The organism is Streptomyces sp. NPDC031670 (assembly GCF_055580545.1).
Window position 1 is genome coordinate 65,083 of sequence record NZ_JBVILC010000008.1, and the last position, 20,724, is coordinate 85,806.

The 20,724-nt window shown below is 72.7% G+C and carries 20 protein-coding genes and 1 pseudogene; 4 read left to right on the forward strand and 17 right to left on the reverse strand.

The features are described from left to right. Window positions 1–18: 18 nt before the first annotated feature. Genes ACZ5ID_RS16920 through ACZ5ID_RS16970 form a run of 11 tightly spaced genes read right to left on the reverse strand, consistent with a single transcriptional unit; the run spans window position 19 to window position 11,624 of the window. Complete coding sequence (locus ACZ5ID_RS16920; RefSeq protein ID WP_468898092.1) at window positions 19–1,698, reverse strand: condensation domain-containing protein; 1,680 nt, start codon at window positions 1,696–1,698, stop codon at window positions 19–21. 30 nt (window positions 1,699–1,728) lie between these two features. Then, a complete protein-coding gene (locus ACZ5ID_RS16925; protein ID WP_468898094.1) occupies window positions 1,729–3,249 on the reverse strand; it encodes an AMP-binding protein in 1,521 nt (506 codons plus the stop codon). A gap of 34 nt (window positions 3,250–3,283) precedes the next feature. Beyond that, on the reverse strand, window positions 3,284–4,591 hold the full coding sequence (locus ACZ5ID_RS16930) for an aminotransferase-like domain-containing protein (protein WP_468898096.1): 1,308 nt from the start codon (window positions 4,589–4,591) through the stop codon (window positions 3,284–3,286). Continuing rightward, entirely contained in the window at window positions 4,588–5,679 is a 1,092-nt protein-coding gene (locus ACZ5ID_RS16935) for an alpha-hydroxy acid oxidase (protein WP_468898098.1), read from the reverse strand. Before ACZ5ID_RS16935 ends, ACZ5ID_RS16930 begins: the two co-directional genes overlap by 4 nt. Next, window positions 5,676–6,737 carry a 4-hydroxyphenylpyruvate dioxygenase gene (gene hppD, locus ACZ5ID_RS16940; protein ID WP_468898100.1) on the reverse strand — a complete coding sequence of 354 codons (1,062 nt, stop codon included), beginning with the start codon at window positions 6,735–6,737 and terminating at the stop codon, window positions 5,676–5,678. The genes ACZ5ID_RS16935 and hppD overlap by 4 nt, the downstream gene beginning before the upstream one ends. 14 nt (window positions 6,738–6,751) lie before the next feature. Further along, window positions 6,752–7,522, reverse strand: coding sequence for a thioesterase II family protein (locus ACZ5ID_RS16945; RefSeq protein ID WP_468898102.1), 771 nt, complete (start codon window positions 7,520–7,522; stop codon window positions 6,752–6,754). Next, window positions 7,519–9,243 carry a non-ribosomal peptide synthetase gene (locus ACZ5ID_RS16950; RefSeq protein ID WP_468898104.1) on the reverse strand — a complete coding sequence of 575 codons (1,725 nt, stop codon included), beginning with the start codon at window positions 9,241–9,243 and terminating at the stop codon, window positions 7,519–7,521. Before ACZ5ID_RS16950 ends, ACZ5ID_RS16945 begins: the two co-directional genes overlap by 4 nt. Further along, window positions 9,236–10,246: a TauD/TfdA family dioxygenase gene (locus tag ACZ5ID_RS16955; RefSeq protein WP_468898106.1), complete on the reverse strand. Its 1,011-nt coding sequence runs from the start codon at window positions 10,244–10,246 to the stop codon at window positions 9,236–9,238. Before ACZ5ID_RS16955 ends, ACZ5ID_RS16950 begins: the two co-directional genes overlap by 8 nt. Continuing rightward, entirely contained in the window at window positions 10,243–11,076 is an 834-nt protein-coding gene (gene ddaH / locus ACZ5ID_RS16960; protein ID WP_468898108.1) for a dimethylargininase, read from the reverse strand. Before ddaH ends, ACZ5ID_RS16955 begins: the two co-directional genes overlap by 4 nt. 3 nt (window positions 11,077–11,079) lie before the next feature. Then, the gene (locus ACZ5ID_RS16965; RefSeq protein ID WP_468898110.1) at window positions 11,080–11,292 is read right to left on the reverse strand and encodes an MbtH family protein; all 213 of its coding nucleotides are present in this window, start codon (window positions 11,290–11,292) and stop codon (window positions 11,080–11,082) included. Beyond that, window positions 11,289–11,624: a hypothetical protein gene (locus ACZ5ID_RS16970; protein ID WP_468898112.1), complete on the reverse strand. Its 336-nt coding sequence runs from the start codon at window positions 11,622–11,624 to the stop codon at window positions 11,289–11,291. The genes ACZ5ID_RS16965 and ACZ5ID_RS16970 overlap by 4 nt, the downstream gene beginning before the upstream one ends. 378 nt (window positions 11,625–12,002) lie before the next feature. Between ACZ5ID_RS16970 and ACZ5ID_RS16975 the strand changes: the two genes are divergently transcribed. Continuing rightward, window positions 12,003–12,980, forward strand: a complete 978-nt coding sequence (locus ACZ5ID_RS16975) for a helix-turn-helix transcriptional regulator (protein WP_468898114.1) — start codon at window positions 12,003–12,005, stop codon at window positions 12,978–12,980. Between the two features lie 118 nt (window positions 12,981–13,098). Here ACZ5ID_RS16975 and ACZ5ID_RS16980 read toward each other — a convergent pair whose 3' ends face one another. The 5 genes from ACZ5ID_RS16980 to ACZ5ID_RS17000 form a co-directional block, all read right to left on the reverse strand. After that, window positions 13,099–13,311 carry a cold-shock protein gene (locus ACZ5ID_RS16980; protein ID WP_468898117.1) on the reverse strand — a complete coding sequence of 71 codons (213 nt, stop codon included), beginning with the start codon at window positions 13,309–13,311 and terminating at the stop codon, window positions 13,099–13,101. Window positions 13,312–13,436: 125 nt separating this feature from the next. Beyond that, window positions 13,437–15,905, reverse strand: coding sequence for an excinuclease ABC subunit UvrA (uvrA, locus tag ACZ5ID_RS16985; protein ID WP_468898119.1), 2,469 nt, complete (start codon window positions 15,903–15,905; stop codon window positions 13,437–13,439). Window positions 15,906–15,972: 67 nt separating this feature from the next. After that, window positions 15,973–16,398 carry a TetR/AcrR family transcriptional regulator gene (locus tag ACZ5ID_RS16990; RefSeq protein WP_468898121.1) on the reverse strand — a complete coding sequence of 142 codons (426 nt, stop codon included), beginning with the start codon at window positions 16,396–16,398 and terminating at the stop codon, window positions 15,973–15,975. A 94-nt stretch (window positions 16,399–16,492) separates the two neighbouring features. Next, complete coding sequence (locus ACZ5ID_RS16995; RefSeq protein WP_468898123.1) at window positions 16,493–17,086, reverse strand: VOC family protein; 594 nt, start codon at window positions 17,084–17,086, stop codon at window positions 16,493–16,495. A 48-nt stretch (window positions 17,087–17,134) separates the two neighbouring features. Continuing rightward, entirely contained in the window at window positions 17,135–17,983 is an 849-nt protein-coding gene (locus ACZ5ID_RS17000; RefSeq protein ID WP_468898125.1) for a GNAT family N-acetyltransferase, read from the reverse strand. Between the two features lie 287 nt (window positions 17,984–18,270). Between ACZ5ID_RS17000 and ACZ5ID_RS17005 the strand changes: the two genes are divergently transcribed. Beyond that, window positions 18,271–19,404 (forward strand): serine hydrolase domain-containing protein, encoded by a 1,134-nt coding sequence (locus ACZ5ID_RS17005; RefSeq protein WP_468898127.1) that lies wholly within the window; start codon window positions 18,271–18,273, stop codon window positions 19,402–19,404. A gap of 169 nt (window positions 19,405–19,573) precedes the next feature. Then, window positions 19,574–19,708 (forward strand): annotated as a pseudogene (locus ACZ5ID_RS17010) (phytanoyl-CoA dioxygenase); the annotation flags it as partial. Between the two features lie 42 nt (window positions 19,709–19,750). Here the strand turns inward: ACZ5ID_RS17010 and ACZ5ID_RS17015 are convergent. After that, window positions 19,751–20,470, reverse strand: a complete 720-nt coding sequence (locus tag ACZ5ID_RS17015) for a hypothetical protein (RefSeq protein ID WP_468898129.1) — start codon at window positions 20,468–20,470, stop codon at window positions 19,751–19,753. On the opposite strand from ACZ5ID_RS17015, the gene ACZ5ID_RS17020 reads away from it, so the two are divergent. Continuing rightward, on the forward strand, window positions 20,469–20,724 hold a 256-nt coding region (locus tag ACZ5ID_RS17020; protein WP_468898131.1), incomplete at its 3' end, for a hypothetical protein. The two genes, ACZ5ID_RS17015 and ACZ5ID_RS17020, sit on opposite strands and share 2 nt — an antisense overlap.

Genomic DNA, 20,724 nt, shown 5'->3' on the forward strand with positions numbered 1-20,724 from the left:
TCGCTTCCTGGTGGTGGGTCAGAGGGCTTCGAGGGAGGCCGCGAGGTCGTCCAGTTCGTCCTGGTCGATCGCGGCGAGGGTGAGGTCGGCTGCCACGACGGCGCCGGCGCCGGGGCGTTCGGCGTGGGCGACGAGTGCGGCGAGCATCCGGAACCAGGTCCCGGCGAGCGCGCGCACCTCGGGCTCGTCGAACACGCCGGGCGCCCAGGCCCAGTCGGCGTGCAGGACCGGCCCGGCCGCCGTCTCCAGGACGACGGCGTTGACCTCGACGGGGTGGGCCATGGGCATGCCGGGGCCGGGGGCGTCCAGACGGGCGCCGTATTCGGGCAGCATCTGCCAGTCGGCGTCGCTGGTTCCAGGGAAGCGGCCCAGGTAGTTGAAGCCGAGCCGCGGGCGGTCGGCGGCGGCCAGCGGGCCGCCCGCCGGATGCAGATGGCGCAGCAGGCCGTATCCGAGGCCCTTGCCGGGGATGCGGCGCAACTGCTCCTTCACCCGCCGCAGCGCGAGGCCGGCGGTGGGACCGCCCGCCTCGGCGTCGGGGGCCGCGAGACCGGCGAGGGCGAAGCGGGTGGGGAACAGGGTGGTGAACCAGCCCACGGTACGGGAGGGGTCGGCCTCCTCGGCGATCTCCTCGCGGCCGTGGCCCTCCAAGTTCACCAGGACGTCGCCCGGCTGCTCCAGCCAGTGGGCCAGGGCCAGCGCCAGGCCGGTCAGCAGGATCTCGTTGGCGTCGGCGCCCAGCCGCTCGGCCGCCCCGGCCAGCAGGGGCCCGGTGGTGGCGGCCGGCAGGCTGAGGGTGAGGTGTGCGGCGCGGTCCTCGTGGTCGCGGGCGGGGTCGAGCGTGCGGCGGCCGAGGGCTAGCGTGCCCGTTCGCACCGTCTCGGTCCAGTACGGCAGTTCGCCCTGGCGCCGGTCCGCCTCGGCGGCCAGCAGCCGGGACCAGCGGCGGAAGGAGGTGGGGACGGGGTCGAGCGCGGGTGCCCGTCCGTCGGCGACGGCGCTCCACGCCCGGGCCAGGTCGTCGGTGATGATCCGCCAGGAGATGCCGTCGATCACCATGTGGTTGACGACCAGGGCGAGGCGTCCGGGCGCGGCGGGTCCGGCGTCGAACCAGACCGCCTGCACCACGTTTCCATCGGCCAGGCTGAGCCGGTCTCGGGCGGCGTGCACCTCCCGCTCGACACCGGCGGCCGTGTCCGCGACCGCCCGGGTCAGGCACTGCTCTGCCCGCACGGCGCCGACGGGGAGCGTGTGCGGCCCGTCGTCGCTCACGCGCAGCCGCAGCATGTCGTGCCGGTCCAGGAGCGCCTGGAGTACGGCGCGGGCGCCGTCGAGCGTGAGCCGGGCCGGGGTGCGCACCACCATGAACTGGTGGTAGCGGTCGGCCGGTCCGCCGCGCTCGCGCAGCCAGTGCATGATCGGTGTGGGCACGACGGGTCCGACGCCGTCCTCCTCGCGGGGGCGGGCGGGCCGCGCCACGGGCCTGGCGGTCGCGGCAAGGTGCGCCACGTCCGGCTGGGAGAGCACGTCGCGGACGGCGATGGCCCAGCCCGCGCGGCGGACGGCGCCGACCACCTGGACGGCGATGATGCTGTCGCCGCCGAGCCGGACGAAGCTGTCCTCGGGGCCGATGCCGGGCCTGGCGAACAGGTCGGCCAGCACGCCGCACACAATCTGCTCCTGCGGTGTCACTCGCATTCCTTCCTCGGGTGGTTGTGTCGCGGGGTTTCAGGCCGCCGGGCCGGCGCCGAACAGCGTGCGCAGCCGGGCCCGGTCGACCTTGCCGTTGGCGGTCACCGGCAGCTCGTCCAGCTCCTGGAAGTGCTTGGGGACCATGTAGGCGGGCAGGTGGGCCGCGCAGGCCGCGGCGAGCGCCTCGGCGTCGGCGTCGGCGGTCCCGGTCCGTGTGTAGGCGGCGGCCAGCCGGGGGGAGCCCGCGACCGTCACCGCCACCACCACGGCCCGGCGCACGCCCGCCACGGCGTCGAGGACGGCTTCGACCTCGCCGGGCTCGACCCGGTAGCCGCTCACCTTCAGCTGGTCGTCGGCCCGGGCCACGAAGTGCAGGTCGGTGCCGTCGAAGCGGACCAGGTCGCCGGTGGCGTAGCAGCGGCGGTCGGTGCCGTCCAGGTGCGGCAGGGTACGGAACCTGGCGTCGGTGAGTTCCTGGTCGCCCAGGTATCCCAGCCCCACCGGCTCCCCGGCGACGAACAGTTCGCCCTGCTCGCCGGGGGCGAACGGCCGCAGCACACCGTCGGAGCAGCACAGCAGCTCCGCGCCGGCGACCGCGCGGCCGATCGGCGGGTGGTCGGGCCAGCGGCCCGCGTCCACGGGCGCCATGCGGTACTCGGTGACGACATGGGTCTCACTGGGCCCGTACTCGTTGACCAGCGTGACGCCGCCGGCCGCGCAGAACTCCCGTACCTCGGCGTTGACGACCAGCCGCTCGCCGGCCACCGCGATCTCCCTCAGGTCCGGCATCGGACGGTCCTCGAAGACGGCGGCGGTCGCCAGCGCGTGCAGCCCCACCACCGGCAGGAACAGCCGGGCCACCCGGTGTTCGCGGACCACCTCCATCAGCGTGAAGGGGTCCTGGCGCTGCTCGTCGTCCACGACCACCAGGCGGGCACCCGCCAGCCAGGTGGCGACGAGTTCCTCGTAGCCGACGTCGAAGCCGATGGAGGACGCCTGGAGGGTGTGCGGCGGACGGTCGTGGGACCAGCGGGCGCGGTGCCACTCACCGAGCGCGGCCAGGACGCCCGGTGGCACGGCCACCGACTTGGGTTCGCCCGTAGAGCCGGAGGTCGGGATGACATAGCCGACCGGTCCATCCAGGGGTTCCCGCAAGGGGGCGGCGCGCACCTCGTCGACCGTGCACTCGGCCGGGCCGAGACCGGTCGGCGCGGTGGCGTCGGCGCGGATGACCAGATCGCTGAACCGGGCGATCTTCGCGGCGCGGGGGGCCGGCATGGCCGGGTCGACGCTGACCACGCCCGCTCCGGCCCGCCAGGCCCCGAGGACCGCGGCGCAGCGCGCCCACGAGCGGTGGGCGTGGACGGCGACCACCCGGCCCGGCCCGATGCCCCGGGCGGCGAGCCCTCCCGCGATCTCGGCCGAGAGCCGGTCGAGGTCGGCGTAGCTGTACTGGACACCCTGGTCGACGACGGCGACCGAGGCGTGGTGGCGCCGTACGGCGGCGACCAGGAGGTGACTGAGCGGCCGGGACGGGCCGCTCGCGTCGGTGGGCATGGGATGTCCTTCGCGTCGGTCCGGGCGGGGGCGGTCAGGCATGCGGCGCTCCCCCGGTGTGCTCGGCGATCAGAGCGGCGAGTCGGTCGAGCCCCGCCTCGATCTGATCTGTGGTCAGATAGCTGCACGAGAGGCGGAGTTGGCGGGCCGAGCGGTCGTCGTCGCCGAAGTGGCGCATGGGGGTGAAGAGCACGCCATGCTGTACGGCCGCCTCTTCGAGGAGTGCGTCGGTGACGGGGAACGGCACGCTGACCACCACGAAGAACCCGCCCGCCGGGGTGTTCCAGGAGACCCCGGGCAGGGACCGGAAACGGCGCTCCAGGCCATTCAGGAGGCAGTCGAGGTTGCGGCGGTAGATGGCGATCGAGTGCTCGTTGGCGCGCAGCAGGCTGCCGCCGTTCTCCAGGAGCATGCCGCCGACCAGGGCCTGGCTCACCGGTGAGGTGTTGACGGTGACCATGCTCTTGGCCCGGGAGAGCTCGTCGGCGAGCAGGCCGCCGTCCGGCCCCGCGATCTTCTGGTCCGCCACGGCGAAACCCACCCGGGCGCCGGGGAAGCAGGTCTTGGCCAGCGACCCCAGGTAAACGACCCGCTGCCCGGTGTCGAGCGCCTTGAGCGTCGGCAGCCGCTCGCCCTCGGCGGCCCGGAAGTAGCCGTAGGGGTTGTCCTCCAGGAGCAGGATGTCCTCCTGCTCGGCGATCTCCAGCAGCCGGTGGCGGGTCGCCAGGTCCAGGGAGTGTCCGCTGGGGTTGGAGAAGTCGGGCACCAGGTACAGGGCCCGGGGCCGCTCCCCCGCGGCGCGCACGGCCCGGATCCGGTCGGTGAGGTCCTCGGGCCGCAGCCCGTGGGGGCCCTCGGCGACGGGCCGCACCGGCAGGTCGAGCAGCCGGGCCGCGCCGGTCAGGCCGACATAGGCGGGCGTCACCGCGAGCACCACGTCGCCCTCGGCGGCCTTCAGCGCGCGCAGCACCAGCCACAGCGCCTCCTGGGCGCCGACGGTGACCACGATGGCCTCCGGGTCTACGACGATGCCCTCGTCGAGTCCGAGCTGACGGGCAATCAATTCGTGGACGACGCCCTTGGTCCGCCCGTACTGGAACAGCTCCCGCCGCACCCGCACCTCGTCGTAGCCCTTGTGCTCGCTGAGGTAGCGGGTGTAGGCGTCCAGATAGCGGTGGAGGTCGGCGACGTCGAAGGTCTCCTCGGTGGGCCGGCCCGGCGCGAAGGAGATCGCGTCGGGGTAGCGGCCCGCCACCTCGTTGAGGAAGGTCATCGACACGAGCGCGGGGTCGGCGAGCGAGGCGTGCAGATCCGCGCGGCCGAGCAGTACGGGTGAGGTCATCGCCGCACCCCCCGCACGTCGAGGCGCCGGGCGTCGGCGGGCCCGGCGCAGCCGGACAGCGCCAGGGCGGAGCGCAGTTCGTTCTCCACCAGAGCCAGCACCTCGCGTACGCCCTGTTCGCCGTCGACGGCCAGGCCCCACAGGATTGGACGGCCGAGCAGCACCCCGTCCGCGCCGAGTGCCAGCGCCTTGAGGATGTCGGTGCCGCTCCGGATGCCGCTGTCGAACAGCACCCGGCAGCCGTCGGGGACGGCTTCACGGACGGCGGGCAGCAGTTCGACGCCGGCCGCCGCGCCGTCCAGCTGACGGCCGCCGTGGTTGGAGACCACCACGGCGTCGGCGCCGAGGCCGGCGGCGCGGGCGGCGTCACGCGGGTCCAGGACGCCCTTGACGACCAGCGGCAGCCGGGTGGCCGCGCGCAGCCGCGCCAGGTCGTCCCAGTCGAGGTCGTCCGCGAACACCTCGGCGGTGTGCTCGGCCACGGCGGAGCTGCCGGCGCGTCCCTGACGGGTGCGGCCGGTGGCGGCCGGGTCGAGGTGGGCGGGCGCCACCTCGGGTGGCAGTGCGAAGCCATGGCGCAGATCCCGCAGCCTGCGCCCCATCACGGGGACGTCCACGGTCACCATCAGCGCCGAGCAGCCCGCCCGCTCCGCCCGCCGGACCAGCTCGTCGGTGGCCGTGCGGTCCCGCAGGCAGTAGAGCTGGAACCAGGTCTCCGCGCCGAGCGCGGTGATCTCCTCGACCGGCACGCTGCTGAGCGTGCTGAGGACGAACGGCACCCCGGCCGCCTTGGCCGCGCGGGCCGTGGCCGCCTCGCCGTCGGGGTGCAGCAGACGCTGGTACGCCATGGGGGCGACGGCCAGGGGCAGGGCCGCCGCCGTGCCGAGCAGATCGGCCCCGGTGGTGCGGCCCGCGGTGCCGGTCAGCACCCGGGGCACGACGGTGACGCGGTCAAGGGCGGCGCGGTTGGCGGCCAGGGTCAGTTCCTCGCCGCTGCCGCCCGCGAGGAAGTCCCACACGTTCGCGGGCAGGAGCTGCTCGGCGAGGTCCGCGAAGTCCTGGGTGCGCACCGGTGCGCGGGCGGTCATCGCAGCACTTCCCCGGCGTTCAGGCGCTCGGCCTCCACCGCCTCGTACAGGGCCTTGATGTTGCCGTTGCCGAAGGTGCGGGCGCCGAACCGCTCGATCACCTCGTGGAAGAGGGTGCGCCGGGGGTGGGTGGAGCGGGTGAAGATCTGGAAGAGCTGGCCGTCGTGGTCCTCGTCGACCAGGACGTGCAGGCCGTGCAGTTCCCCGATGCTGTGCCGGGTCAGCTCCAGGCGGTCGGTGAGCATCGCGTAGTAGGTGTCGGGCACGGAGAGGAACTCCACGCCGCGCTCGCGCAGAGTGCCCACCGCGCGGACCACGTCGCGGGCGGCGAACGCCAGGTGCTGGACGCCGCTGCCGCCGTGCTCCTGGAGGAAGCGGTCGATCTGCCCGGGCTCGGCGCTGGTGTCGGGCTGGATCAGGGTGAGGGTGACCTCTCCGGTGGCGCTCTGCACCACCTTGGAGTCCATCGCCTGCGCGCCCACCTTGATCAGCTCACCGAAGATCATTCGGAAGCCCAGCACCCGGGTGTAGAACTCGACCGTGCGCTCCAGTTCACCGGCGCGCAGACAGACCGCGAAGTGGTCGAGCTCGTCGAGGAGTTCGTCGGCGGGGGCCGCGGCGGCGTCCGGCAGAACGGTGAAGCCCGGCGGCAGTCCGTCCGGGCCCGGCTCGACGAGGGTGTGCACCACATCGCCGAAGCCGCCGATGACGGCGCTGGTGCGCCCGTCCTCATGGCGCCTGGGCACGGCCAGCGGCACCGCTCCCCTGGAGACGGCCTCGGCGAAGACGGCCGGGACGTCGGCGACGGTGAGTGCGATGTCGGCGACCCCGTCGCCGTGGGCCAGGACGTACTCGGCGCCCCGGTGGTGCGGCGAGCGGGCCTGGGTCAGGACCAGGGTGATACGGCCCTGGCACAGCGCCAGGGACTCGGCCTCGGCGGAAGCCGTACGGGCCACCGGGCGGAAGCCGTAGGCCGCGGTCAGTTCGGCGGCGGCGGACGTCAGGTCGGCGACATAGTGCTCGACATGGCTGATGCCGAACGCGGGTGCATAGGTCATGATGGTGCCGTTCGTCAGTGGGTGGCGGTGGCGGGTGCGCCGAGCGCGGCGATCCGGGTGGGCAGGGCTTCCCAGACGGCGGGGGTGTAGAAGTGCCCGCCGGGCAGGACGTCGTGGCGGAACCCGCCGGTGGTCAGGCCCGCCCAGCGCGGGCCGAGGTCGTCCCCGATCACCGGGTCGTCCGCGCCCGAGAGGACCTGCACGGGTACGTCGACGCGGGTACCGGGGGCGAAGGTGAAGGTGTCGCGGGCCCGGATGTCGGCGCGCATCAGCTCCACGGCCATCTCGGTGAGGTCGGGTTCCTCCAGCACGTGCGCGGGCAGCAGGCCATGGGTGCGCATCCAGTCGAGGAGTTCGCCGTCGTGCTGGCCCTGGGCGGGGAACCGGTCCCGCTCGGTGAGCCCCCGGTCGGGCGCGTTGCAGGCGGAGACCACCAGCGACTGCGGCAGCGGGGCGCCGGCCGCCGCGAGGCGGGCGGCGACCTCGAAGGCCATCCAGCCGCCCATGCTGTGCCCGAACAGGATGTACGGACCGTCGGCCGCGACCGAGGCGACGGCGTGCGCGGCGTCCGCCGCGAGTTCGTCCCAGCTCTGCGCGCACTCCTCCAGGAAGCGGCCCTCACGCCCCGGGTAGCAGACGGCCACCAGGTCGGTGTCGTCGGGCAGCGCCGGGACCCAGGGGTGGAAGGAGGCCGTGCCGCCGCCGCAGAAGCCCAGACAGACCAGGGTGCGGGCGGGCCGGGTGCGCTGGGTGAGGCGGACCACGGTGGTGTCCGGGGCACTCATGAGGCACCGCCCGCCCGGACCGACTCCGCGTGCCGGGCCAGATCGCTCAGCCGGGGGAAGCGGTAGACGTCCTTGGTCGGCAGCACGATGCCGGTGGCCCGTTTGAGCCGGGAGACCACCCTCAGCGCCACCAGCGAGTGGCCGCCGAGCGCGAAGAAGTTCTCGTCCGCGTGGACGCTGCCCCGGCCCAGGACCTCGGCCCACACCTCGGCTATGAGCTGCTCAAGCTCGCCCTCGGGCGCCCGCCCCGCGGCGGCGGCGGCAACCACCGTGACCTCGGGCAGCGCGGCCGTGTCGAGCTTGCCGCCGGGAGTCAGCGGCAGCGCCCGCAGACGCACGAAGGCCGACGGCACGAGATGGCCGGGCAGTGTGGCCGCACAGTGCGCGCGCAGCTCGTCGTCGCTCACCGCCGCGTCCGTCGCGGTGACGCAGTACGCCGCCAGCAGGGCGTCCCCGTCCGGGCCGGTGCGCGGCGCGGCGACCGCGGCCGTGACCTCAGGGTGTTCGCGCAGCCGGTCCTCCACCTCGCCCGGCTCCACCCGGAAGCCGCGGACCTTGATCTGCCGGTCCGTACGGCCGAGGAACTCCAGCGTGCCGTCCGGGCGGCGGCGCACCCGGTCGCCGGTGCGGTACATCCGGCTCCCGTCGGCCGCGAAGGGGTCAGCTACGAACCGCTCGGCGGTCGGCCCCGGCCGTCCGGCGTAGCCGACGGCCACGGCCGGGCCCGCGAGATACAGCTCACCGGTGCCGGCCGGCGCGAGCGTCTCGTCGAGGACATGGGCGCGGACATGGGCCAGGGCATGACCCAGGTGCGGAACGGGCCCGGAGATGGGGGTCGCGGTGGCGTCGACGGTGCACTCGGTCGGCCCGTACAGGTTCCAGGCGTCCTCTCCTTCGGCGAGCGACCGCCACATCCGCTCCGGTATGGGCTCGCCACCGAGTAGCAGCCGCAGCCCGCGTCCGGCGAGACGGGAGCCGACGAGCTGCCAGTGCGAGGGGGTGAAGTCCACTTCGGTGACGGCGTGTTGGTCGAGCAGCGCCGCGAGGCGGGCCGGGTCGGTGCGGTCGTCGTCGGAGAGCAGCACCAGGGTGTCGCCGCGGCAGACGCGGACCCACTGCTGCACCGAGGCGTCGAAGGACAGGCTGGCGTTCCAGCCGACCACGCGGTGCCCGGCCGGGTGGACGCCGCGCTCCTCCAGACCCGCCACCAGCGCGCTCACCGCGCCCCGGGTGACCTCGACGCCCTTGGGGCGGCCGGTGGAGCCCGAGGTGTGGATGACGTACGCCGCATCGAGCGCGCCCACGGCCGGGTCCTCGAAACGGTCCGCGCCCGCCGCGCCCGCCTCGTCCGGCCCCAGCACCGGCAGGCCGTCGGCCCACGGCAGGGCGCCGGTGTCCGAGACCACCGCGCGCAGCCGCGCGTCGGCGGCCGTGAGGGCGAGCCGGTCGTCGGGGTAGGCCGGGTCCAGCGGTACATAGGCGGCACCCGCCCGCCACACGGCCAGCGGTGCGACGGCCCAGTGCACCCCCCGGCGGGCGCTGACGCCCACCCGGTCACCCCGGCCGACGCCCAGCGCACGCAGCCGTCCGGCGAGACGGGCCGTGCGCTCGTTCAGCTCGGCGAAGGTGAGGGAGGCGTCCGGGGCGTGGATCGCGATCCGGTCCGGCACCGCCGCCGCGGTGGCGAGGAAACGCGCCACCAGGTCCTGAGCCTCAGCCATGGGACACCGCCGGGGCGGGGGCGACACTCGGAGCGCAGTCGCTCACCGCGACCGGATCGCCCATGGCGACCAGGATGCGGCGCTCGCCCCGGTAGGGGTCACGGGCGTGCGCGGCCAGCACGTTGTCGACGAGCATCAGGTCGCCCGGCTGCCAGGTGCGGCGCACCGTGGCCCGGTCGTAGGCGGCGTTGACGGCCGCCAGGTCCTCGGCGGTGAGGGGGATGCCGTCGCCGATGGCGGTGGAGAACGGCAGGCCGTCCGGGCCGAGTTCCTCCAGGAGGACCTCGCGGATGTCCTCGTCCAGTGAGAACGGGCTCCAGAAAGCGAGGTGGTTGAACCACACCTCGTCACCGGTGTGCGGATGACGCACGATGCCGGGCCGCAGCTGCCCGGTGCGCAGATGGCCGTCCTCGCCCCACTGGCAGGCGATCAGGTTCTCGGCGCAGTACCGCTCGACGTCCTCGGCGTGGTCGGCGGCGAACGCGGCCTGCCAGCCGACCGACAGGGTCTGCGAGTAGTTACGCGTCAGCACCCAGCCGTGCGCGCGCATCCGCTCGACCAGCTCGGGCGGGAGCAGCCGCAGCACCTCGCGGCAGTCGGCTACCGGAGTGGCGCCGCCCTCCTCGGGCGCGGTCAGGCAGCCGAAGAGCAGCAGACCGGGGAAGGTCAGGGTGTAGCTGTTCTCGTTGTGCGGCCGGATCGCCTGGGCGGCGGGCAGGTCGGTGGAGGAGAACACCCCGCTCCCGTAGTCGCTGCGCGGAGTGGCCTTCTCCCGGTACGGGGTCGCGGTCGGGATCAGCTCGTCGCGCACCAGCGCGAAGTCCTCCACGCTGCGGATCGGCAGGCCACGCAGGTAGACCGCGCCGAAACGGTGCAGGCCCGCGCGCAGTCCCTCCCGGTGGGCGGCGAGCCAGTCACGGGCGGCTGCCGCGTCGGTGAGCGGCGGCGCCTCGACGGTGGCGGGCGCGCCCGGCTCGGTGTGCCAGTGCAGTGCGGTGCTCATCGGGCACCACCCGGGGCGTGGCGGAGCTCCAGGGTGCAGCACTTGACGCTGCCGCCGCCCTTGAGCAGCTCCGACAGATCGACACCGATCGGGGTGAAACCACGGTCGGCGAGCCGGTCCGCGAGGTTGGCCGCCGTCTCCGGGAGCAGCACGTTGCGCCCGTCCGAGACGGCGTTGAGCCCGAACACCTCGGCGTCGGACTCCTCGGCGAGCAGCGCGTCCGGGTACAGCTCGCGCAGCACCTCGCGGCTCTGCGGCGAGAACGCGCCCGGGTAGTACATGACTTCGTCGTCGTCCAGGACGGCGAGCGCGGTGTCCAGGTGGTAGAAGCGCGGGTCGACCAGGGTGAGGCTCACCACGGGTGCGCCGAGCACCCGCTCGGCCTCGGCGTGCGCGGCCAGGTCGGTGCGGAAGCCCGTACCGGCCAGGACCCGGCCGCCGGCGACCAGGTAGTCGCCTTCGCCCTCGTTGGTGTGGCGGGCGGCGTGCACCACCGGGTAGCCGTGCTGCTCGAACCACGCCTGGTAGGCGGGGGCCTCGTCGGTCCGCTCGGCGTGGCGGAAGTTGGCGACCAGGACGCGGTCGTCGAGGACGGTGGCGCCGTTGGCGGAGTACACCATGTCGGGCAGGCCCGGCACCGGGTCGATCAGCTCGACGGTGTGGCCGAGCTCCTGGTACAGCGCGTACAGCCGCTCCCACTGGAGTACCGCGAGCGCGGTGTCGGTCGGCTTGGCCGGGTCCATCCAGGGGTTGATGCGGTAGGAGACGGTGAAGTGGCTGGGGCGGCACATCAGGTAGTGCCGGGGCCGGGCGGTGCGCTGGGTCGTCATGGCTCAGGCCTCCTTCGTCGCGGCGATCAGGCTGGCCGGACGCAGATCGGTCCAGGTCCTCTCGATGTGGTCCAGGCACTCCTGGCGGCCGGCGGGGCCGTGGGTGGTGTGCCAGCCGGCGGGGACGGCGAGCGAGGCGGGCCACAGCGAGTGCTGGTTCTCCTCGTTCACCAGGACGAGGTAGACGGCCTCTTCGTCCTCGAAGGGGTTGGTCACGGGTGCTCCTCTTGTGTCATCGAAGGAAGGTCGGGGCAGAGGGGTTGGGTCAGGGGCGGGGCAGCGGCGATGCGCCAACGACCGGGCAGGGGGGACATCGCCAGCGCACGGCGGCAGATGGCCAGCGCCGTGGAGCGGGTGCTCCCCTCCCCGGTCGCCGCGATGAACATCCCGAGGTGGAGGCGGCCCGGCCGGCCGGCCTGGACGCTGATGTGTTCCAGGCGTTCGCCGCGGACCGCCGCCGTCCAGAGCAGGTCGACCAGGTGGGCGTCGTCCGCCGTGCGGACCTGCGCGGGGTCGGCCGCGTCGAGGGTGATGACGGTCAGCTCCACTGCGGAGTACGTCAGGGCCGGGCCGGGCCGTGACCGGCCACCGCGGAGGCCGTACGGACCACCGCGGAGGCCGCACGGACGGCGCACGAAAAGGAAGAAGTCATGGAGGTGCCCTCGGCAGAAGGAGAGGAAGAAGATTCGGGAACCGCCCGGCGCTGCGCCGCGGCGATGGCCCCATCCTGACCGGCGTCCACCCACGAGGGAACACGTTTTGCCTGGTCAGAAGCGGCCAGGCCGCTTTGTGACAGCCCGCCGGGCACCTCGCATATACGTGTAGACGCGAGATCTATGGGCTGTAGATGGCCACGTCCCACACTGGGCGCGGATCCGCCGGAACAGCGGACCCACCGGGGAACCGGCACACGATGGGGGTAGGGAATGTCCGCGACGCTCGGACTGGAGACGCTGGACCGGACGGTGTACCGGATGATGCTCGACCGGCCGGCCCTGGGCGTGGCCGAGCTCGCCGCCGAGCTGGCCATCACACCGGACGGCATCCACGCCTGTCTGGACCGGCTGTTCGCGCTGCAACTGGTACAGACGTCGTACGAGGCGCCCAGCCGGTTCACCGTGGTCGACCCGGTCCTCGGGGTGAAGCGGCTGCTCGACCAGCAGCACGACGAACTGCTGCGGCGCCAGCACCAGATGGCCAGCAGCCATCAGGCGCTGGTCCGCATCCTCGCCGGCTCGGGCGGCCCCGCGCAGCGGGCGGACGGGGTCGAACGCCTGGCCGGGCCGGACGCGGTGCGGCGGCGGCTGGAGCGGCTGGCCCTGGAGGCCCGGCTCGAAATCCTCACCTTCCTGGCGGACGTCCCTCAGCCGTCGGCGGCGCTGCGGGCCGCAAGCGAGAGCGACGCGCTCGCCCTGCGGCGCGGGGTGGCGGTCCGCACCGTCGGCCCGGACAGCATCCGCGACGACGCGGCCACCGTGGAGCACACCCGCGCACTGGTCGCACAGGGCGCCCAGGTCCGTACCGTGGCCGCACTGCCGACCCGACTGGTCGTGGTCGACCGCACGTACGCCCTGGTCCCGATGGACCCGGCCGACAGCGGCAAGGGCGCGCTCCACCTCTCCGCCCCCGGCGTGATCGCTCCCCTGCTCGCCCTGTTCGAGCGGGTCTGGGGCGCGGCCACCCCGCTGGGCGGCCACCCGGCCGGGACCCGCCAGGTGCCGAGCGAGCAGGAGCGGGCCCTGCTCACCCTGCTCGCCGAGGGCCACACCGACGAGTCCGCCGCGGTCCAGTTGCACATCTCGGCACGCACCGCCCGGCGGATCATGGCATCGCTCAACGAACGGCTGGGCGCACGCAGCCGGTTCGAGGCGGGGCTGCGCGCGGCGCGGCTGGGCTGGGTCTGACCGGTGCCTCCAACGGCCCTGCTGGCGCTGGGAGGTTGCCGGTGAGGGCGGCTGTGGTCACCACCGGACCGTCCCTCGCAACGGCGCCGTGGGGTGCGGCGATGCCGGTCCGACGGGTTTATCCCTGCGGGATGACCTCGTCCGCCTGCATGCCCTTCTCGCCCTGCACCGCGACGAAGGTCACCGTCTGACCTTCCCGGAGGCTCTTGAAGCCGGTGCCCTGGATCGCCCTGAAGTGCACGAAGAGGTCGGGACCGCTTTCCGGGGTGATGAAGCCGAAGCCCTTCTCCTCGTTGAACCACTTCACGGTGCCGCTCTGACGCTCAGCCATGTCCACTCCTCGATTCGACTGCTTCGCTGGGGCGCACCGGACGCCCAGTGCGTCGATCATCCCTGTCGGAGGAGGTCGATGGTGGGACTTGGGACAAGTGACCGGTGCCCAGCCGCGCCCCGTCGTCAGGAGCGTGCGAGCCGGGCCGCGAGATAGGGCGCGGTGGCGCTGCGGCGGGCTCTCGCCACCTTGGCCGGCGGGCCTGCCGCCACGACCCGCCCGCCCGCGTCGCCGCCGCCCGGCCCGAGGTCGATGACCCAGTCGGCGGTGGCGATCGTGTCCAGGTCGTGTTCGACGAGGACGACCGTGTTGCCCGCGTCGACGAGCCGGTGCAGTTGTCGCAGCAGCAGCGCGATGTCCGAGGGGTGCAGCCCTGCCGTCGGCTCGTCGAGCAGGTAGAGCGCGTGCCCGCGGCGGGCCCGCTGCAGTTCGGTGGCGAGTTTGATGCGTTGCGCCTCACCACCGCTGAGCTCCGTCGCGGGCTGCCCAAGACGCAGGTACCCAAGGCCCACCTCGCGCAGTGTCTCCAGACTGCGGGAGGCGGCCGGGACGGCGGACAGGAATTCGGCGGCAGCGTCGACGGACAGCGCCAGCACTTCCGCGATGTTCTTGCCGCGGTGGGTGACTTCCAGCGTTTCGGCGTTGTACCGGGCGCCCTGGCAGGTCGGGCACGGCGCGTAGGTGCCGGGCAGGAACAACAGTTCCACCGCGACGAATCCTTCGCCCTGGCAGGTCTCGCACCGCCCTCCGGGCACGTTGAAGGAGAACCGTCCGGCCGAGTAGCCGCGCGCCCTGGCCTCGTCCGTCGCCGCGTACAGCTTGCGCACCGCGTCGAACATCCCCGTGTACGTGGCCAGGTTGGACCGGGGAGTCCGGCCGATGGGCCGTTGGTCGACCCGCACCAACCGGTCGAACGACTCGACCCCCGACGCGTCCTGGACATCCACCTCCAACCGCGCCTCGTCGGGTTCCTCCGGCACGAGCCCGAGATGGCCGCGCACGACCTCGGCGAGCACCTGCGTCACCAGCGTCGACTTCCCGGAACCGGACACGCCCGTCACCGCCGTCAGCACACACAGCGGTACGTCCACGGACACATCGTGCAGATTGTGGCGGGAGACGCCGCGCAGGCGCAGCCAGCCGTGCGGTGTGCGCGGGCGGTGGTCGAGCGGCTGGGCGCGCCCGAACAGGTACCGGCTCGTGGCCGACTCCCCGACCCGCTCAAGACCGGCGACCGGACCGCTGTACAGCACGCGTCCGCCGCCCTCGCCCGCCCCGGGGCCGATGTCGACGACCCAGTCCGCCCGCCGTACGACGTCCATGTCGTGCTCCACGACGAACAGCGAGTTGCCCGCCGCCTTGAGGCGGTCCAGCACGTCGAGGAGCGGTTCCGCGTCAGCCGGGTGCAGGCCCGCGGAGGGCTCGTCGAGGACGTAGACGACGCCGAACAGCCCCGAGCGCAGCTGGGTGGCGATACGCAGGCGCTGCGCCTCCCCCGGTGACAGGGTCGTGGAGCGGCGCCCGAGGCTGAGGTATCCGAGGCCCAGGTCGAGCAGTACGTCGACGCGCGCGACCATGTCGCCGCAGATCCGGACCGCTACCTCGGTCGTCTCCCCCGACCGCGCGGTCGAGGTGGTGGCGTCGGCCTTGGACCGCCCCGCGACGGGCCGCAGCAGCGCCGCCGCCTCGGTGAGCGGCATCGCGTTGACCTCGGCGATGGAACGTCCGGCGAAGGTCACGGCGAGCGCCTCGGGCCGCAGTCCGCTGCCGTGGCACTCGGGGCACGGCACACTCCTGACGAACCGGAGCGCCCGTTCGCGCATCTTCTCGCTCTTGGAGTCGGCGAGGACGTGCATGACGTGCTTGCGGGCGCTCCAGAACTTGCCCTGGTAGCCGTAGTCGATCCGGTCCTCCTCCGGCTCGATGTACACGGAGGGCTGCTCATCCGTGTACAGCAGCCACTCCCGGTCCTTCTTCCGGAGTCTGCGCCACGGCCGGTCGATGTCGATCCCCAGACCGTTCACCACACTGCGGAGGTTGGCGCCCTGCCAGGCGCCCGGCCAGGCGGCGATCGCCCCCTCGCGGATGCTCAGCGAGGGGTCCGGGACGAGCAGGTCCTCGGCGACGTCGTGCACGACGCCCAGTCCGTGGCACTCCGGGCAGGCGCCGGCCGCGGTGTTGGGCGAGAACGACTCGGCCTCCAGCCGTGCGGCCCCGGGCAGATAGGTGCCGGCGCGGGAGTACAGCATGCGCAGCAGATTGGAGAGTGTGGTGAGGGTGCCGACCGTCGAGCGCGAGCTCGGCGACCCGCGGCGCTGTTGCAGGGCCACGGCGGGCGGCAGTCCGGTGATCTCCTGCACATGCGGTGCGCCGACCTGCTGCAACAGCCTTCGTGCGTACGGTGCCACGGATTCGAAGTAGCGCCGCTGGGCCTCCGCGTAGAGCGTGCCGAACGCGAGCGAGGACTTGCCCGAACCGGAGACGCCGGTGAAGGCGACCATCGCGTCCCGCGGAACGTCGACATCGATGTTCCGCAGGTTGTTCTCGCTGGCGCCCCGGACATGCACGAAGGCGTCGCTCGCGTCCTTGTTCACCGTTCCTGATTACCTGATCGCGCCGGGAACCGCGCGACGGACGCCGTCGGCGGGCCCTGTCGCAGGCTCATACCGGGGCTCCCCGGATATGCGTGTGAGCGGAGTTTTTCGCCGGTGTGGTCAGTGCTGGGGCGGGTGAGGCGGACCATGGCGCGGTAGAGGGCGGCGGGTGCGGGGGCGTCGGGCAGCGGGCGCACACGGCGTAGACGTATCCGGTGAAGCCGTGCCAGGGGTCGGGGGCGGCCAGGGCGGTGGCGACGGCGTAGCCGTCCATGCGGTGGGCGAAGACGGCGTCGACCAGTTCGTCCCGGGTGGTGAAGCGCCGGGAGAGGGTGGCCGTGCCGACGCCGGCCTCGCGGGCGACAGCGGCCATGGAGACGCCGAGTCCTTGGGTGGTGTAGAGGCGGCGACCGGCGGCGTGGGTGCCCTGGCGGTGCAGCCGGCCGCCGCCCGCGGCGCCCGCGTGCTCGCCACCGCCCGCCCAGGGGCGCAAGCCGATTTCGTAGCCGCCCTGACCGACGCCGACGTCCCGACCGTGGACTACTCGGCCGATCTCGACAGCAGATGTTCGGTACGAGGGAGGAGGGTCACCCCGTGACGTGGAACTCGTTTCCGCCGGCGTCGAGGAACTCGCCGGGTTCCCAGTCGCGTTGGGTGACCTCCAGCCGCAGCCTGTTCCGCGCCCCCTTCGTCGCCGCGGGCGGTCCCATCACCAGCGAGACCTCACTGTCGGGCTGCCGGCGCAGCCGGACGCCCCAGTCGTGGGACTCGACCGTGTGCCAGTCGGCCTGGGACTGCCAGAAGGCCCACTGTGCGTAGCGGTCCTCCTCCGCGACATCGAGGCAGATCGCGACGAGGCCGGAGTCGGTGAGCACGCCGGGGTGACCGGGGCGCAGCACGCAGAACTCGTTGCCCTCCGGGTCGGCCAGCACGTCCCACGGGACTTCCCCCTGGGCGATGTCGACCCGCGTCGCACCGAGTGCGAGCAGGCGCGCCACTTCGGCCTCCCAGTCCGGCCCGGCGGCAAGGTCGAGGTGGAGTCGGTTCTTGAGCGCCGGCTTCGGTTCCATCGTCTGCACGAACCGCAGTCGCAGGCCGCCCGTCCGGCCCCGCGTCGCGTGCAGCCAGAAGCGCTCCAGACGCGCGACGTCCAGCGCGTCGATCACCATGCCGGTCAGCATCCCGTTCCCCCTGTTCGGAGCCTGTCGCGTGCTCGTCGTGGCCGGCCTCTACGAACGTGCGGGCTGGTTGGCGATCAGGAGAGTTGTGCCGGCCGGGCGAAACCCCAGCCGGGTGTAGATACGGGCGACAGCGTCCTCTGCGTAGGCGAGGAAGACGGTGTGCACACCGTTGTCGCGGGCGTGGGTGACAAGGGCCGCAGTCACCGCGGCGGCGAGCCCCTGGCGGCGGACGGCGGGGAGGGTACCGACCCCGCCGATCTCGGTGGTTCCGTTCATGGGGTGGTAATGGCCGCCGGCGAGGAGAGTGCCGTCGGCGGCGAGGGCGGCGATGAGCGTCTTGTGCCCGGCACGGATGGTGGGACGGACGGTCTCGACCGTTCCGTCCGCGGTGAGTTCCGCGGCCAACGCCGCCAACTCCTGGCGACCTGTGCCGCCGACTGCCGTGCCCGCGTCCGCGAAGGCCAATCGGGGAAGTGCCAGGGCGGCGGGCAGGGCTGGATCGTCGGCCGTCAGCGCACGGATCGTGACGCCGTCCGGCAGGGCCGGCGCAACCACCGGGCGGTCCGGGTCGATGACCATCAACGGGCGTTCCAGCACGGGGAGTCCGGCGGCCTCGATCCGGCCGCGCAGGGTCGGCGCGGTCTCGGCGAGCCACTCGAAGGCTTCCGGCACGCCGAGTTCGCGCTGCCGGGAGCGGACCCGGGAGATGTCGGCGGCGGTCACCGTCCCGGTTCCCCCTGCCGAGGGCTGAGCGTGGCTCGGACCGCCGTAGTACGGGGTGCCCGCTTCCTTCCGTACGAAGAGCCGTAGGGGGCCGAAATCCTCCGCGTCGGCGAACAGCAGAGGCACGTCGGCGTAGTACTGCTCGATACGGGCACGCAGCGAAGGGACGTTCATAGGCGCATCCCACCACGGCGCGGCGGGCTGACGCATCTGGGATTTCCGCCCCGTGCCCAGCGCAGGGTCTCGCCGGTCAATCACCCGCGTCGGCCAGCCGTGTTGCTCCTCGGCCAGGATTTCCACCCTACCTATGCACTCCCCGTTGCACGCACCGCGTGCATAATGGCGGCACGAGCATGCCGAGCAGTGCGAAAGCCGAGCCGGCGTGCCGACACGTGCCCTGGTATCCGGGGCGGGCGACCGATGCGGAGCTCGTCCCCGCGGAAGACGAAAGGACGCATGGCATGGAGAACTTACTGGATCGCGCAGCTCTGGACGCCGCCATGGAATCCGTCCACCACGCCGGGATGCCGGGGCTGTTCGCCGAGGTTCGAGACGGCGATGAGGTCTGGCGAGGGGCCGCCGGAGTCGCCGATGTCATTACCGACCGCCCCGTCACCGCCGACATGCGCCACCGCGTCGGCAGCGTCACCAAGACCTTCACCGCCGCCGCGGTGCTGCAGCAGGCAGAGACCGGCCGGATCGGGCTCGACACACCGATCGGCCGGTACCTTCCGAAGCTGGTTCCCGGAGAACGCGGCGCCGCGATCACGGTCCGGATGCTGCTCAACCACACCAGCGGCCTCGCGGAGTACCTCCCGTACGCTTACCCCTCCCTCAAGGCCTACCCCGCCCTGGCGGACACCGGGCCTCAGAGCCTGGACGACCACCGGCTCACACGGTTCGACCCCACCGAACTGATCGAGATGGGGGTCGCCGCACCTGCCGTCGGCACCCCGGGAGGCACACCGGGGGTGTACTCCAACACCAACTACCTGCTCCTCACCCAACTGCTGGAACACGCGACCGGTACCACGGCCGAGCAGTACATCACCCGTAACGTCATCGAGCGCGCCGGACTCAGGGCAACCGGGTTCCCCGCCGGACCGGATGTCGACGGGCCGCACTCGCAGCTCTACGAAGCGTGGTTCGGCATGATCGACCCGCCCCGTGACTACAGCGTCTACGACATGTCATGGGTGGGACCGTCGGCCTCACTGATATCGACCGTCTCGGACCTCAACCGCTTCTACGGCATGTTGCTGTCCGGGAACATCGTCAGCCCGTCGTCGCTGGCGCAGATGCGGCGCACGGTCCGAGTCATCTCCCAAGAGGGAACGACCATCGACTACGGCCTCGGCCTGCACCCGATGGAAGGCCCCGGCCAGGGCACCTTCTGGGGCCATGGCGGCACGGTCTGGGGTGGTGGAACACTGGCCATGACCCATGCCGACGGCAAGCGGCAGATGGCGATCGCGGTGAACATGCAGAGGTGGAACAGGCTCGACTCCTCCGGCAGGCCGCGCCCCCATCCCATCGACGACGCGCTGGCGGCCCTGTTCCGCGTGGCGATGCATGGCTGCGGACGAAATCGGTGATCGCCCAAGCCGTATCCGTACCGCACCGCGATGTCCAGCAGCCTCAGCGGTGCGGAAAAAAGTGTCGCGCGACCCCGACGGACGACACCGCACTATGGACGCATGGACGACACAACCGTCGTATCCCGCTTCCTCCGTGACGGCTTCGTCAAGCTGGAGGCCGCTTGCACCCCGTGTGGCCGCGCCGTACGGCGAGAAGGGCGCGAGCGGCCTGGCCATCGCGCCAGACCTCGAAGCGGCCTCCGCCCACCAGCCGCTCGCCCTCGCCACCGGTTCCCCGGGTGACGTCTTCCTGTGCCACCCGTGAGGGAGCGCTACCCGCCGGCTCCCGCCGTGACCCGCGGGCTCACAAGACCGTGTGGGCCCGACGCAACGCTCCCTCGCGACGTGCGGCGAGATCCGCCAGAGTCTGCTGCTCGCCACGGCTCAACGTGGCAACGAGTTCACGTTGTACGTGCAGCGAGACGCCGGGCAGGTGGACCCGTAGGGCGCATTCGGCGTCCCCGACAGCAACCGCGATCTCCTTGTGCCGGAACGCGTCGTCGGTGCCGCCCGCCGTCTCCCGCTCCTTTCGCAGGGCGTCCTGGGCCTGTTCCGGGCTGCGGTACGGAAGTCCTCGCCCCGCCATGCAGGAGCGCCATCCGTCCATGGCCCGCAGATAGGCGGGGGCCGATGTCACACGCCGGCCCAGCTCGTTGTCGTACTTCTCCGGAATGTAGGTGATGCGCGCCCACTCGGCCGGGCTGCCGGCCAGACGGGAGCGGCTCTCGGCGTCGCAGCCCTGTGTCGCCACACGCACCTCACCCCAGTCGGTCCCCTTTACGGTCACCTTCTTGTCGGGTGGCCCGTTGAGTGCCTGCTCGAAGGCCCTCTGCCGGGCCGCGGGCAGGGTGCGGTAGTAGCGGTCGACGGGCGCCGAGCCAGGACCGGGTGTCTGCGAGGGGGGCCGGGAGATGCCGTATCCGGTTCTGCTCCGGTCGGTCAGTTCGACGGCGGCCCTCTCGTCCTCGGGCGCGGCCCGCGCGGGAGGATCCGGCGCCGGATAGCGGAACCCCTTCTCCCGCATGCAGGCCCGGATCAGCCTGATCTCGGCCGACATCAGCGTGCGTTCGGTCGTCGGCCAGGTCCCGGAGTGCGTGGCGAGGTCGATCGCCGCGCTGCTGAGCGACTGTTGTGGGTGCCTTTCGGGCGGCGTGGTGCCCGACCGGCCGGGGGGGGGGGGGGGCGGGGGGGGGGGGGAGCACAGGGAGGAGGAAAAGGAAACAAAAAAACCAAACAACACCCCCCACAACCGAGGCATCCACAAAAAAAACAACCCCC

Bases quoted from the DNA above. Each gene is read 5' to 3' on its own strand.
- ACZ5ID_RS16980 (WP_468898117.1), bottom strand. From the start codon at position 13,311: ATGGCTGAGCGTCAGAGCGGCACCGTGAAGTGGTTCAACGAGGAGAAG.
- ACZ5ID_RS16920 (WP_468898092.1), bottom strand. From the start codon at position 1,698: ATGCGAGTGACACCGCAGGAGCAGATTGTGTGCGGCGTGCTGGCCGAC.
- ACZ5ID_RS16945 (WP_468898102.1), bottom strand. From the start codon at position 7,522: ATGAGTGCCCCGGACACCACCGTGGTCCGCCTCACCCAGCGCACCCGG.
- ACZ5ID_RS16930 (WP_468898096.1), bottom strand. From the start codon at position 4,591: ATGACCTCACCCGTACTGCTCGGCCGCGCGGATCTGCACGCCTCGCTC.
- hppD (WP_468898100.1), bottom strand. From the start codon at position 6,737: ATGACCTATGCACCCGCGTTCGGCATCAGCCATGTCGAGCACTATGTC.
- ACZ5ID_RS17000 (WP_468898125.1), bottom strand. From the start codon at position 17,983: ATGAACGTCCCTTCGCTGCGTGCCCGTATCGAGCAGTACTACGCCGAC.
- ACZ5ID_RS16955 (WP_468898106.1), bottom strand. From the start codon at position 10,246: ATGAGCACCGCACTGCACTGGCACACCGAGCCGGGCGCGCCCGCCACC.
- ACZ5ID_RS16925 (WP_468898094.1), bottom strand. From the start codon at position 3,249: ATGCCCACCGACGCGAGCGGCCCGTCCCGGCCGCTCAGTCACCTCCTG.
- ACZ5ID_RS16995 (WP_468898123.1), bottom strand. From the start codon at position 17,086: ATGCTGACCGGCATGGTGATCGACGCGCTGGACGTCGCGCGTCTGGAG.
- ACZ5ID_RS16935 (WP_468898098.1), bottom strand. From the start codon at position 5,679: ATGACCGCCCGCGCACCGGTGCGCACCCAGGACTTCGCGGACCTCGCC.
- ddaH (WP_468898108.1), bottom strand. From the start codon at position 11,076: ATGACGACCCAGCGCACCGCCCGGCCCCGGCACTACCTGATGTGCCGC.
- ACZ5ID_RS16950 (WP_468898104.1), bottom strand. From the start codon at position 9,243: ATGGCTGAGGCTCAGGACCTGGTGGCGCGTTTCCTCGCCACCGCGGCG.
- ACZ5ID_RS17005 (WP_468898127.1), top strand. From the start codon at position 18,271: ATGGAGAACTTACTGGATCGCGCAGCTCTGGACGCCGCCATGGAATCC.
- ACZ5ID_RS17015 (WP_468898129.1), bottom strand. From the start codon at position 20,470: ATGCGGGAGAAGGGGTTCCGCTATCCGGCGCCGGATCCTCCCGCGCGG.
- ACZ5ID_RS16975 (WP_468898114.1), top strand. From the start codon at position 12,003: ATGTCCGCGACGCTCGGACTGGAGACGCTGGACCGGACGGTGTACCGG.